Consider the following 13,588-nt stretch of genomic DNA (forward strand, 5'->3'; position numbering starts at 1 on the left):
CAAAGGTCTTTATCGCCATTCAAGCGACAACTATCTTAGTATATCACCTACTACTCTTCTTGTCAATACCTTTTTTCATCTTTTTTTCTAACGCTAAAAGTTTTAAAACGAACCGAAAGTTCTAAAATGAAGTTAGCTACTTGAAAATAGAAATAAATATCTTAGAAACATGTCTACTGCCCCCCAAGAATTAAATACAATGATTAAAAGAGCCGATTCCAATATCTTAATAAACTGAAACCAGCCATTCAAGACTGTACTATTTTTATGAGTACGATTCGACACAAAACCGTCTAAAGTTTTTATGCACATTCAGTCTAACACCTTATTCATAAAGAAAGGTATCGTTTTTGTGTACGCCTTTGGATCTATCACAAACAATAAAAAAAAGCAATAATAGCCTTGATTTATCACTGTCATAAAAATAATTTTTATTGAAAGTGTTGATATCTTTTGTAAATGGTAGAAAAAGAATTTAATCCTGTCCAATACAGAACTAAATCCTTTCAATATTTTCTTATACAACTTTCGGGACAATACACTTCTTCTTATAGAATTTTCTCATCATACTTGCATACAGTTAGCTCAAAGAATCTTCTCATCTATCCTATTTATGTCTTAATTTTCTAGTCAAAAAATCACCAGCAAACTGGATAGTAAAGATAAGAATAATGATAATCACTGTTGCTAAAATAGTGACATCATTGTTATAACGATTGAAACCATAAGCAATAGCAACATTGCCAATCCCGCCGGCTCCGACAGCACCGGCCATCGCAGTTTCACCTACAAGTGAAATAAGAGTCACGGTCGTCACACGAATCAAATCGGGCAAACCTTCACTCAGATAGACCCCAACTAGGTCACTGAAAGTCGCTCCACTTGCCTGAGCAGCCTCAATAACACCATTGTCTAATTCGGCGAGAACAACCTGAACTTGACGAGCAAAGAAAGCAAATACAGCAAAAGAAAGTGGTACGATAGCTGCATTTGGTCCAATGCTAGTTCCTACAATCAAATGGGAAAACGGAGAAAGTACGGCTAACAAAATAATAAATGGAATTGCGCGAAAGATTGACGTGGTTTTATCTAAAATCCAAAAAACTACTTTATTTTCCAAGACTCCTCCCGGAGCGGTCAAAACAAGAAAAAGCCCAGCAATTAACCCTAATAATCCACCAATAACAAAAGAAGTGACTGTCATATATAATGTCAAGTAAATAGCCGTTCCCCATCCTGCCTGACCACTCCACCCCATTCGATAAACATTTGGCAAATATGTTTGAATAAAGTTTTCCATTTATGCTTCTCCCTTCAATACCGTCAACTGAACACCAGCTTCACGAATAGCTGTTTTAGCTGTTGCTAGATTTTTCTTTTCACCAGATAAAACAACAACCAGTTCTCCAACAGGCGTTCCACCTAAAATTTCAATATTTCCATAAAGTATGTTGGCAGTAACTTGATGATGTTTGTAAATCTCATTCAGCAAGGGTTCATCTGTAGATGTTCCCGCATATTTCATTTGCACCAGAAGGCTATTTGAAGCCAAATACTTTACAATCTCTTGCTGCTCAATCTTATCCATAGCATCATCAATTCCTGTTGCAGTTGAGATAAAATCTTTGGTTAAGTCTTGCTGAGGGTTAGAAAAAATATCCAAGACAGATCCTTCTTCAATCAGTCGTCCATTCTGCATGACTGCAACACGATTAGCGATATCTTTGACAATTTGCATCTCATGAGTAATCAAAACAATCGTTAATCCGAGCTTTTGATTCAAATCTTGTAACAATGCTAAGATTTGTTTGGTCGTTTTGGGATCAAGTGCAGAGGTTGATTCATCTGAAATTAAGATTTTGGGATCATTGGCAAGAGCACGTGCAATTGCAACCCGTTGTTTTTGCCCTCCAGAAAGCTGAGAGGGATAATTTTCAGCACGATCTGCTAAGCCAACGAGCTCCAACAATGTGTGTACTTTCTCTTTCTTCTCTTCTTTTGACAAACTAGAATGTTTCAACGCAAACGCAACATTTTCTTCCGCTGTTAATTGACTCATCAAATTAAAATGTTGGAAAATCATGCCAATATCTTGACGTTTACGACGCAATTGTTCTGCTGTTAAGGTTACTTTCTTGTCAAAAAGAACATCCCCATCTACAATAATTTTTCCACTTGTGGGTACCTGCAAAAGGTTAATCACACGCACCAAGGTTGATTTCCCAGCTCCAGAATAGCCAACAATTCCATAAATGTCTCCTTCCCGAATATGAATGGTCACATCTTTAACTGCTTGAATCTGACGTTTCTTTTGTTGAAAAGTTACGTCAATATGCTCTAACTGAATCATTTCTTTACTCATAACTTACAATCAGCTCCTCTACTAATTCAATATGGGTGTAATAATCTGCAATGCGTACATTCTCATCACCACCATGGTCTCGACTATTTGCATTACCAAGTCCAAAAGCGACGATCGGTACTTCAAGAGCTTCAAATACTGTATGCATCGGACCTGTACCGGCTGTGGTCGGCAAGACAGAAACTCCTTTTTTATAGAATTTCTTAGCCAGTTCAATAACCTTTAAAATCGGTGGCGCACTCATATCACTACGATAACTCATTTCGCCCAAAGTATAGACTAATTCTACCTTATCAAAACCATTTTTATCGAGTTGTTTTCGGATTAATTCTAATACTCTATGAGGTTCTAGTCCTGGAACTAAACGAACTTCTACTTTTGCTGAGGCTTCTGCAGGAAGGATTGTCTTGACTCCTTGTCCTTGGTAACCAGAAGTAATTCCTTCAATATTAAAAGAGGGTTCAAAGAAGATTCGATTTAAAAAATCTTTTTTCTCCGCTTGTAATAAAGGTAATTTCAAACCGTAAATGGCTTCTACTTCTTCTGGACTGCGCTGAGCGTATCTCTCCACCAAAGCCAATTCTCGTTGATTGGGTGTTATTACTTGTTCATAAAGCCCTTCTACTTTAATGCGTCCATCCTTATTTCTCAAGCTAGTAAGGGCATTAATCAAGTACCAAGAAGCTGAATCAATCACGCCACCAAAACTGGAGTGAATGTCCACTTCTGCACTTTTAGCCTTGATATCAAACGTGACAATTCCCTTATTTCCACCAGAAATTTCAAGTTGACCTAAAGAATTTTTAATGCCTTGCTCCCAAACCAACAGGTCTGCTCCGTGTAGAAGAGATTTGTGTTTCTCTATATATTTCTCCAAATCAACCGAAGCTGATTCCTCCGCACCTTCCATGATAAAAATGACAGTAACAGGCAAGTCATCATGAGTTTGTAGGTATTTTTGAACAGCCGTCAAACGTGCAATAATATGCCCTTTGTCATCATCGACTCCACGACCATACATGCCACCATCCCGAATAGATAGAGTGAACGGATCATCTGTCCAAATTTGATCACTATCTGCCGGAACTGTATCATAGTGGTTGTAAAAAATAATTGTCTTAGCTGTTGGATTCTGACTTTTAAATTTTGCTATCACAAATGGCGCTGTATAACTTTCATCTAATTCCACCTCTGCACCGGCTTTGATAAAGATTTCTTTTAGATAAGCAGCAACTTCTTGTAGACCAACCTGTTGGGCAAAGATTGATTTTTTAGAAATCAATGCCCGCAAAACGGCAATATAGTCTTGTGCCACCATATCCTCTTCAAATCTTTTAATTTGTTCTTCTTCACTTGAAAATGTCATCTTTTTTCCTCATAGTTATGGCGACAAAACTCAGTCGGCGATTCCAACTGAGTTTTGTCAAACTGAAATACAGATAAATAGGGGGAATCTTACCAAACTGGTTGATCTAGACCATCTGATGTTTCGTCAACTACTTTTTTGACTTCATCTGTATGATAGGCTTTGATAATTTTCTTAATGGCATCTGCTTTTGGAGATTTTTCCCAATCTTTTTTAGCTGCAATGATATTAAACCATTGTTTTGAGTTTTTATCTTTTGGTTCAACAAACAGAGCTTTTTTAAAATCAATTTTTGCTTCGGTAACAAAAGTATTATTGACAACAGCTGCATCTACAGATGTCAATGAACGTGCTGTTTGACTGGCATCCAATTCTGTAATTTTCAATTTCTTTGGATTTTCTTTGATATTTGCCACAGTTGCCAATTCATTCCCAGATTTGTCTAATTTAATCAGACCTGCAGATTGCAATAGATTGAGTGCTCGACTTTCATTTGTTGCATCATTTGGAACTGCGATTTCTGCACCATTTGGAATTTGACTTACTTTCGTATATTTATTTTTTCCATTTTTTGTACCAGAATAGAGGCGAATTGGGGCAATATAAGTTTCAGCTGCTGCGACTACGTTTTGCTTGTTTTCCTTATTCCAGTTGTTCAAAAAATAGTAGTGTTGGAAAGCATTGATATCCACTTCACCATCAGCAACTGCTTTATTCGGCTGAGAGTAATCCGTAAATTCTGTAAATTGCAACTTGATGTTATCTTTTTTCAACAACTCTTGAATCTTGTTCCAACGTTTTTCTTCCGAATCACTTTTTGTCATCACACCAATTTTAACTGTCTTGGCATCAGCATTTTTATTTCCCGAACCACAAGCTGCTAAACCAATTACTGCTGTCGCTGCTAGAGCTGTTATTCCAAACCATTTTTTCAATTTCATTTTCATTCTCCTTTAAAAATCTTATGAAAATAGTATCGCACATATTTACCTGATTGACAAATTGTTATTTCATAACAAGGGTTATAGTTTTAAGCTATAACTAAATTTATTAAAAAACCAGCTGACATTTAGCATCTAGCTGGTTTTAAGTTTCTTATTTCACATCTGCTTCTGCTGGCAAGTAACTACCACCAAAGAATTTTTGAGATAATTTTTCCAGAGTCCCATCTTTGTACAAGTCTTGAATGCGCTTATTGACAAATGTTTTCAATTCATTTTGCCCCTTTGCTAAAAGTGGATAAACATAAGGTTGTTGATTGCTTGGTAAATCAATCACTTTTAGGTTATCCAGTTTTTGATTTTTAATAACTGTTTCAACACCGATTTTATCAAAAATCTTATAATCAAACTTTCCATCGTTTAAATGGTTCATAATTTGTTGAAAATCCGCTTTTGTATAGCTAATTTTTGTTGGATTGTTAGCATGTGCTTGATTGTATTTTTCTAATTGTGCGGCAGTCGTTGTCCCTTGCACTACTTCTGTTTTCTTACCACCAATATCATCCAATGATTGAATAGTTTTATCCGATTTTTTCACTACTAAGACATTTGGATTTTTAGCAGTCGGAGCTGCATACAAGTACTTACCTGCACGTTCTTTTGTATAGCTGATATTGTTCACTGCCATTTGGTAGCGATCGCTATCTAGACCAGCGAAAATACCAGACCACTCTGTCGTTTCAAATTTGACCTTGTATTTATTAGAACCTTTAAAAATGGCACGAAGAACTTCAATCTCATAGCCGGTTAGTTTCCCATTTTCTTCATAGTTAAATGGCTTTGGTGAAGCATTCGTTGCAACTTTGACTTCCGTTTTCCCAGATGAAGTAGCTAACTTTGAATTAGAGCATGCTGCTAACATTCCTGCTGTTAAAAGTCCAAGAGCTACTAAAGAAGAGTATTTCAATACTTTTTTCATATTCCTACATAACCTCTTTCATTAAGATAAATCCTATCATATCAAATATTTTTCTTCTTGACTATTATTTGATTTTAAACATGGGAATGTTTATAGATAACGGTTCAAAAAACAGCCCAATTCAAATCTTTGAAACTAGGCTGTTCTCATAATATTATACATTATACACTAACAATAGCATTTTAATAAGTATTTCCTCTAAATATACGCATCAACGATTCATAAGACGTATCGCTTGAAGTATCTACAGTCCACTTATTGCCTTTTTTAACCAATTTTACTTCGTAACCATCACGACTAACTGAATTATTTGTAACTAATGGCAAACTTTCAAATTGGCTTGGCGCGTTTTCTAAAATATATTTTTCAGCAGCTTTATATGCATCGTTATACTCCGTATACTCACCTTTGTGCTCATCAACAAATTTAGAAATTAAATCATAAGTTCGTAAATTTTTAAGTCCAATTGTTTCTGGACGAACATAAACAACTGCAGTCTCTGGCAAGAAAGTTTTTACTTTGTATGATATTTTAGCTCGTTTAGCATTAACCTTAGCATAAGCTTCTACAAAAGTTCGTAATTCAGCTTCGGTTGGTTTATAGTAAGTAAAGCTTTTACCAAGCTTATCGATGAATTTTTTCACAAATTCATTACGATCTTTTTCTAGATCACCACCTAAAGTAAAATCAGCATTTTTAACGTCTTTTTTTGCTAACAAGGTAATAGCTGCTTGATCAGAATCTTGAGAAGTACTTAACTTTGAAGCTTTTCCCGAAGCATTTCCACTCAAAAATACTTTCTCTATATATTCCTTTGCAAGATCCGTTACTTTATCAACATTATCAGGGTATTTAGAAGCATCCACTTTCAGTTCAATATCTTTGGAACCTTTTTGACCAGTTCCAAAATCTAAAGGAGAGTAATGAAGTTTGTATTTTTCCTTCGGTTTTACTTCAAAAACAACATAACCACTAGCACTCTTCTTTTTCGAAATACTTTCAAAAGCAAAAGTTTGAAATTTATTACTTGAATCATAAACCTGAATTGGTTTAACCTTTTCATCATCTGAATTGTAGAGATTGATATCTCTTGTTGTAAGATTCAGAGTTTTATTGCTCTTATTTTTAATTTCGATATTTAATGCAAGGTATTTTGAATCTGAAGACTCATCGCGTGGCAACACGTACATTCCATTTTTTACTTTAAGATCAACATCATTATTTCCAGCAGTGTTCTTCCCACTCGTTTTACCAGCACTACAAGCCACAAGAGTTAATGCTATACCAGCAATTAACAGATATTTAAAAATCTTTTTCATAAATATTCTCCTTAAAATAATCTTTATCTATTTTACCATAGATATAGTACTAGGTAAACCAATTTTTGCAAATCATTTGAAATTTCCAATGAAAAATGAGATAAGTTCCATTTCGAAACCTACCTCATTTTTAGGCCTATTAAAATCCTTCTACATTTGTATAAATTTTTTGGACATCTTCGTCATCTTCCAAAACAGCATACAATTTTTCAAATGTTTCTAAGTCTTCACCTGATAAAGTCACATCAGATTGCGGAATCATTTCCAATTCGGTAACTTGAAATTCCTCCACACCAGATTCGCGGAGAGCAGTCAAGGCTTTGTGCAAATCTGTTGGTGCTGTATAAACGGTGATAGTACCATCTTCTGCTTCTACATCGTCCACATCAACATCAGCTTCTAGCAGTTGTTCAAACACACTATCAGCATCATCTCCTGTGAATACAATCACACCTTTATTATCAAACATATAAGACACTGAGCCACTCGCTCCCATGTTCCCACCATTTTTACCAAAGGCAGAACGAACATTTGCTGCGGTACGATTGACATTTGACGTTAAGGTATCAACGATGAGCATTGAACCATTTGGACCAAAGCCCTCATAACGTCCTTCAGTAAAGGTTTCGTCTGTATTTCCTTTTGCCTTATCTAACGCTTTGTCAATAATATGCTTCGGCACTTGCGCTTGTTTAGCACGTTCAATAACAAATTTCAAAGCTGAGTTCGATTCTGGATCTGGTTCTCCTTTTTTAGCTGCTACATAGATTTCAACACCAAATTTAGCATAAACCTTTGAGTTTGCTCCATCTTTTGCTGTTTTCTTTGCTACAATATTGGCCCATTTACGTCCCATTGGATATTCTCCTTTAGATTTTCACTTTTTCAATCTTTTTTATTATAACACAAGTCAACTTGAATTTCACTAGTAAATTAGTGACAAAATGCTGGTTTATAAAACAATTTTTCATCAATCTACCATAATCGGGATTCTTCCAAAATTCTGTTCCTCTAGCTTTACATTTCCTAGTTGGTAAATACGATCAGCTTGCTGTGTTAAGAAATCCCATGGTTCTTGACCAATGCGGCTGATGACTTCGATTTTCTTTTTCATCTTTTTAAGATGTTCTTGACCTGCTTGAGTAAAACCTAATACGTGAATCCCACTAGGCAAAAACTCATCTCTTGCACCAACCAAAATATAGGTCAAAATCCGTCTGATTCGTGCTTTCGTATATCGCTTGGTAGTCACTTGTTCGACCAACTCTTCTGTGGTATAACTGGTTTTTGCTGCTTCCCGCAAGCGCACTGCAAGTTCCTGATTAACCTGATAAAAAGTAGTCAGATCAGGATGACTAATCATCTGATAACGCAAAAAAGGATAGAGTGCTGACCAGGTTACTTTAGGAGACCGAATCAGAAGTTCATGATCTGGGGTAAATTTTGCTAGAAAACCTGAACAATTCATTCGCTTTCTTAGAGCAGTAGCCGAAGCATATTTTTCATTTTCTGCCTGCGAATGGTAGCCTGCTCCCTGACGTATGATTGGTGTCAATTGAATATTTTTTCCAGCGCAAGCTTTGGCATAAGAAAGCCCTAAAATATGATTTGGTGTATTTCCAGTGAAGGCCACACCGGCAAATTTTTTCCACATTTCCTGCGTTTTCTGTGGATAAGACAAATCTTCTGGCAAACTTTGCAAGTAATTCACCATTTTCTGTTGATTATCCTCATAAATCTGTGAAAAGTATTGATAATCCAGATTTTCTTCCGTCCCAAAAGCCAACTTATCCACACCTAGACGCTCTAAAATGTCCACCGCACCTTGTGCAAAGTAATCCGCTGACTGAACAGCCACCAAAAATGGCAATTCAACCACCAAATCAGCCCCATTTCGCAGAGCCATTTCCGCGCGTGTCCACTTATCCACAATCGCAGGCTCACCACGTTGGACAAAATTCCCCGACATGGCAACAATCTTCACACCTTTAGCCTGCTCTAGCAAAGATTTGTGACCATTGTGGAAGGGGTTGAATTCTGCAATGATACCGGTGATAGTCATGGAGTGCTCCTTCATATACAAAACTATTGATCTTTTAAACTGTTGTAGACATCATCAATAAACATCTGAGCAATGCGCTTTTTAAATTGTTCATTGTTGAGGAGAACACCGAAGAAATCTTGATTCTGCATATATCCTTCTGTTAAGGCTTGGTCAATCTCATCTTCAAACGAAAAGGCAAAATCTTCCCTGGAATTAACACGCGCTGATTGCTGCAACTTCTCATTCTTCTTCATCAGCTCACGAATGGAAACTGCTCCACTGATGCCAACTTGTGGGTCAATATCTAAATCCAATTGTTCATTGATTTCCTTGATAATCTCAGATAGTCTTTTTTCTTGCTCATCTGTGACAGAATTCAGGCTTGGTTTTCCTAAGGTTACTTGATAGTCACCTTCCAGATCAGACACCGTATAAACACCTGTCTGTTTATGTTTCATATAGTCTACAACAATCTTATCTGCAATGGTAAAATCATTTCCGCCCAAACGAACATCAATCATCTTGACTAAGCTCTGAAGAAAATTATATCGCTCATGCAAAATTTCATTTTGGTAAGCTGTCGCTTGAATTAAAAAGGTATACATACGTAAGAAACCACGAATAACCTTCTTGATATTCAACTGTTCTTTCTCATCATACTTTTTCACACGATCATAACTGACATTCAACAAAGCAACCATTTTCTGTTTTTCTCGACTAGAACGCTTTTCTTGATAGAGAAATTGATTATATTCATGAACAATATCATAGTCCAGAATCCCATATTCCTCAATCTTTTGGTCTAATTCAAAAACATCGCTTGGTGTAATGGTTTCAGCTAAGATTGTTTCACGATAGTAAGGTGCAAATCCTTTATTAATATCCTCGTATGTATTTTTAAAATCCAGAATAAAAGTTTTCTTATTGTAACCTTTCACAATACGGTTCAATCGCGACAAAGTCTGTACAGCAGCCACATCACGCAGCTTCTTATCCACATACATGGCCACTAGTTTCGGTTGGTCAAAGCCAGTTTGATATTTATTAGCTACAATCAGCACCTGATAAAGATCCGTATTAAAACGATCTTTCAGTTTCTCCTCACCAAAGCCATTCATAGCAGACTCTGCATATTCATGACCATCAAGATGAACTTTGCCTGAAAAAGCAATCAGAGTTTTAATCGTTGTCATGTGGTGTTCTGTCAGGTATTTTTGGAAAGCTAGTTGATACTTAACGGCTGCTTCACGTCCTGATGTCACAATCATAGCCTTACCATTGCCGCCTAATTCAGCCATAATATCATGCGTAATAAAATGATCCATGATAATCTCTACTTTCTGATTAATATTCTCATCAGAAAGTTCGATAAATTTAGCAATCTTCCGTTTGGCAACTGTTGTTTTTAATTCAGGATCCTCTTCGACAGCCTTATTGAGCTTATAATAGGTCTTATAAGTCGTGTAATTATTTAGAACATCCAGTATAAAACCTTCCTCAATCGCTTGTTTCATACTATAAACATCAAAGGGCGCTTTCGTTCCATCAGCATGCGTTTGCCCAAACAACTGTAGGGTGGTCGCCTTTGGAGTCGCTGTAAAGGCAATAATGGAAATATTATCCTGCTTACCAGTCCGAGCAATTTCCCCTTCTATCACATCCCCAACTGATACTTCTTGGACTTCATCAATGGTTCCATTCTCTTGATTAGTCTCTGTCAAGACATGGCTGACCGCAGACATATAAGTCCCTGTTGTTGAACTATGGGCCTCATCAATCAAAATCGCAAACTTCTTACCAGCTGTATTTCCAGCAGTCATCCAATTGGATTTATTGATTTGAGCAAACTTATGGATGGTTGTCGCAATGATTTTGGTATTGCCTGCCAGAGCATCTGCCAGATCACTGGATTTTGCTTTATCATCCATGACCTTGATGACCCCAGGCTGGTGCTGAATGGCCTGTACAGCACTTTGCAACTGACGGTCAACGACAATCCTGTCCGTTACGATTAAAACTGTATCCACAACATTCTTATCTTGATCATCATGAAGATTGACCAAACTGTGGGCCAGCCAGGCAATGGTATTGGTCTTTCCAGAACCAGCTGAGTGCTGAATCAGATAATTGCTCTCTGTGTGATTGACACGCATATCATCTAAAACACGATTAACCGCACGGCGCTGCTGATAACGTGGAAAAATAAGATCTTTCTTACTACGATTTTCTTTATAGACCTTTAAGAAAATAAATCGTTCGATGAGCTGAAGGATACTGTCCTTAGTTAAGACTTCCTTCCAAAAATAGGCCGTATCCGGTCCATCAGGATTGTGGGGATTTCCAGCACCTGTATCAATCCCTTCTCCTTTTCCTTTATTAAAGGGCAGAAAATAAGTGCTTTGTCCTTTGATCTCTGTGGTCATATAAACTTCCAGCGTGTCAAGGACAAATGCTGCCAGAACGCCTGTATTGAAACGGAAAAGACGATTTTTAGCATTGCGTTTTTTCAGCTGTTTCATCCCATCCTGAACCGACTGCCCGTTAGGATTGAATTTGAGCTCAATGACAAATAAAGCCAGACCATTCAAAAAGATAACCAAATCAATACGATCGTCCTCTTGATAGTTCACTTCTTCCATGACTGTCAGACGGTTTTTCTCATAGTTCTGATTCGCCTTGCTGTTGAAAGAAGTTGCAGGCTTACGATACATGAGATGCAGCTCTTTATTTTCAATGTAAACGCCCGATTTTAAGGAAAAAAGAAAACCGCCCTTTGTAATTTCTTGATTAATCAGGTTGATAATGGTTGCTTGATCCAATTTTTTCAAGAGATATTCCATGGTATCTTCCTGAGTTGCCATCAAGAAATCCCAGAGCATCTCCGTATCCATGGCTAAGCGCTGGTCATAAGCAGCATGAGAACACTCTACAAAGCCATTCTCACCGACCAAGTCATCTATAATCCAACGCTGAAAATCATACCGTTCTTTGAGATTTAATTCCGCCATTCCTTGTCCTTTCCTAATCTTCAAGAGATAGGATAGCTAAGTACATATCCAATCTCTCATTGACATATTGCGCAAAAAGATTTTCCATCGCAGCCAAACTCCCCTTGGCATGGTAGTCATCAAAAGCCTGATAATAAGCCAGCCTATCCGTGAATTTGATATCAATCGGAGGAAAGCCAGCCTTCATGAGTTCAAGATTGACCAAGAGTCTCCCTGTACGACCATTGCCATCAATAAAGGGATGGATACTCTCAAAGTCAATATGAAAGCGAGCCAGCTTGGTCACCATGTGCTCACTACTAGACGCATAATCAGCCAATAACTGCTCCATCATAGGGCGAATCCGATAAGGCTGGGATGGTTCATTCACTGCTCCCATGATACGCACAGGTACTTTCCGATAGACCCCACGGTCATCTTTTTTATCCGATAAGACCAGATAATGAATGTCCTTGATGACCTGCTCCGTCAAGGGATGATCTTCCGATACCAAGACCTGGACATATTGGAAAGCCTCACGATGACCAATGGCTTCCATATGATCCTTGAGCGGTTTCTGGTCGATGGTCAAACCACGCAAGACCATGTCCGTCTCTCTCAGCGTCAAGGTGTTCCCCTCGATAGCATTTGAATTATAAGTATACTCTACCGTAAACTCCTCATTCAGCCGTTCTAGCTCCCCAGAAGTTAAAGGGCGTAAAGTAGCCAGCTTGGCCAACTTTTCATCAATCAGGGGCAAGAGGCTAACCGCTCTTTTAAGACGACCATCTGATGGTTTCTTGGCATCCGCAGGAATCTTCCATAAACGTCCTTGACGGACAGCGCCCGCAATCTTGCCCTGCTGACAGAGATCCCTCACACGACGATCTGAGATTCCCCACAGCTGAGCAGCTTGCTTGACAGACATATACATAAAGATACTCAACCTCCTTTGTCATACAAATCTTACTAACATTATAGCATAGTTCGGAAGGATAGGGGAGTTTGCGGAAGGATATTTGGAGATTCGCGGAAAGATAGTTTTAAATGCCAAGTTCAATATTTACAATTTCAAATTATTCATCAATATCAAGTTTAAACTCATTATTCAAGGACTTCAAATATACATTTTCTCCTTTTTTTACATTTAGATTCTTATGACTAATAATAAACTTCTCCACTAAAATCTTATCTTCATTTTCTAATTCACAAGTAAAAATTCGATAATTTAAAATTTCTAAAACAATGTTTACACTAAAATAGTTGTGTTTAATACATAAATATCCTAGCGTGGTAAAGAAAACTAGAAATAGAACCATACTATCCCATTTTGTGAAGTCAAAAGCAAATAAGGGGAGAATATAGGATAAAAGGTATTCAGAGGTAATAGATTTTTCTTCTTGTATATTTTTCAAGACAAAAATACTTGTTCCTTCCTTCTCATCTGAAGAGAACCTAAGCAATACTGCTATCAAAGAAACTATCCACAAGAAAACAATAACAAAAATACTATATTTCTCCGTGCCTAGAGACTGAGAGCACTCTATACAACTTTTTATATCAATAAATAAAATAGATATCCAAAGGGGT

11 protein-coding genes are annotated in these 13,588 nt (G+C 37.2%); all 11 read right to left on the reverse strand.

Features of this window, described 5'->3' with window-relative positions:
- Window positions 1–607: 607 nt before the first annotated feature.
- Window positions 608–1,300 (reverse strand): methionine ABC transporter permease, encoded by a 693-nt coding sequence (locus HMPREF1654_RS09005; RefSeq protein WP_003075829.1) that lies wholly within the window; start codon window positions 1,298–1,300, stop codon window positions 608–610.
- A complete protein-coding gene (locus tag HMPREF1654_RS09010) occupies window positions 1,301–2,362 on the reverse strand; it encodes a methionine ABC transporter ATP-binding protein (protein ID WP_003075790.1) in 1,062 nt (353 codons plus the stop codon).
- Window positions 2,355–3,728: a M20/M25/M40 family metallo-hydrolase gene (locus HMPREF1654_RS09015; protein WP_003076039.1), complete on the reverse strand. Its 1,374-nt coding sequence runs from the start codon at window positions 3,726–3,728 to the stop codon at window positions 2,355–2,357. The genes HMPREF1654_RS09010 and HMPREF1654_RS09015 overlap by 8 nt, the downstream gene beginning before the upstream one ends.
- An 89-nt stretch (window positions 3,729–3,817) precedes the next feature.
- Window positions 3,818–4,669, reverse strand: coding sequence for a MetQ/NlpA family ABC transporter substrate-binding protein (locus tag HMPREF1654_RS09020; protein ID WP_003075906.1), 852 nt, complete (start codon window positions 4,667–4,669; stop codon window positions 3,818–3,820).
- Between the two features lie 154 nt (window positions 4,670–4,823).
- Complete coding sequence (locus HMPREF1654_RS09025) at window positions 4,824–5,648, reverse strand: amino acid ABC transporter substrate-binding protein (protein ID WP_003075839.1); 825 nt, start codon at window positions 5,646–5,648, stop codon at window positions 4,824–4,826.
- Between the two features lie 182 nt (window positions 5,649–5,830).
- Window positions 5,831–6,967, reverse strand: coding sequence for a DUF5105 domain-containing protein (locus tag HMPREF1654_RS09030; RefSeq protein WP_003076160.1), 1,137 nt, complete (start codon window positions 6,965–6,967; stop codon window positions 5,831–5,833).
- A gap of 139 nt (window positions 6,968–7,106) precedes the next feature.
- A complete protein-coding gene (locus HMPREF1654_RS09035; RefSeq protein ID WP_003076092.1) occupies window positions 7,107–7,823 on the reverse strand; it encodes a YebC/PmpR family DNA-binding transcriptional regulator in 717 nt (238 codons plus the stop codon).
- Between the two features lie 114 nt (window positions 7,824–7,937).
- Window positions 7,938–9,029, reverse strand: a complete 1,092-nt coding sequence (locus HMPREF1654_RS09040; RefSeq protein ID WP_003075925.1) for a nucleotidyltransferase — start codon at window positions 9,027–9,029, stop codon at window positions 7,938–7,940.
- Between the two features lie 23 nt (window positions 9,030–9,052).
- Window positions 9,053–12,019: a type I restriction endonuclease subunit R gene (locus HMPREF1654_RS09045; RefSeq protein ID WP_003076073.1), complete on the reverse strand. Its 2,967-nt coding sequence runs from the start codon at window positions 12,017–12,019 to the stop codon at window positions 9,053–9,055.
- 13 nt (window positions 12,020–12,032) lie between these two features.
- On the reverse strand, window positions 12,033–12,932 hold the full coding sequence (locus tag HMPREF1654_RS09050) for a Fic family protein (RefSeq protein WP_003076167.1): 900 nt from the start codon (window positions 12,930–12,932) through the stop codon (window positions 12,033–12,035).
- Between the two features lie 142 nt (window positions 12,933–13,074).
- Window positions 13,075–13,473, reverse strand: a complete 399-nt coding sequence (locus tag HMPREF1654_RS09055) for a hypothetical protein (RefSeq protein ID WP_231840230.1) — start codon at window positions 13,471–13,473, stop codon at window positions 13,075–13,077.
- Window positions 13,474–13,588 lie beyond the last annotated feature (115 nt).

Origin of the sequence: Streptococcus intermedius SK54 = ATCC 27335 (assembly GCF_000413475.1) — a bacterium.
Classification (GTDB): domain Bacteria; phylum Bacillota; class Bacilli; order Lactobacillales; family Streptococcaceae; genus Streptococcus; species Streptococcus intermedius.

Coding starts and splice junctions, on each gene's coding strand:
- HMPREF1654_RS09020 (WP_003075906.1), bottom strand. CDS start 4,669: ATGAAATTGAAAAAATGGTTTGGAATAACAGCTCTAGCAGCGACAGCA.
- HMPREF1654_RS09045 (WP_003076073.1), bottom strand. CDS start 12,019: ATGGCGGAATTAAATCTCAAAGAACGGTATGATTTTCAGCGTTGGATT.
- HMPREF1654_RS09030 (WP_003076160.1), bottom strand. CDS start 6,967: ATGAAAAAGATTTTTAAATATCTGTTAATTGCTGGTATAGCATTAACT.
- HMPREF1654_RS09010 (WP_003075790.1), bottom strand. CDS start 2,362: ATGAGTAAAGAAATGATTCAGTTAGAGCATATTGACGTAACTTTTCAA.
- HMPREF1654_RS09050 (WP_003076167.1), bottom strand. CDS start 12,932: ATGTATATGTCTGTCAAGCAAGCTGCTCAGCTGTGGGGAATCTCAGAT.
- HMPREF1654_RS09005 (WP_003075829.1), bottom strand. CDS start 1,300: ATGGAAAACTTTATTCAAACATATTTGCCAAATGTTTATCGAATGGGG.
- HMPREF1654_RS09015 (WP_003076039.1), bottom strand. CDS start 3,728: ATGACATTTTCAAGTGAAGAAGAACAAATTAAAAGATTTGAAGAGGAT.
- HMPREF1654_RS09035 (WP_003076092.1), bottom strand. CDS start 7,823: ATGGGACGTAAATGGGCCAATATTGTAGCAAAGAAAACAGCAAAAGAT.
- HMPREF1654_RS09025 (WP_003075839.1), bottom strand. CDS start 5,648: ATGAAAAAAGTATTGAAATACTCTTCTTTAGTAGCTCTTGGACTTTTA.
- HMPREF1654_RS09040 (WP_003075925.1), bottom strand. CDS start 9,029: ATGACTATCACCGGTATCATTGCAGAATTCAACCCCTTCCACAATGGT.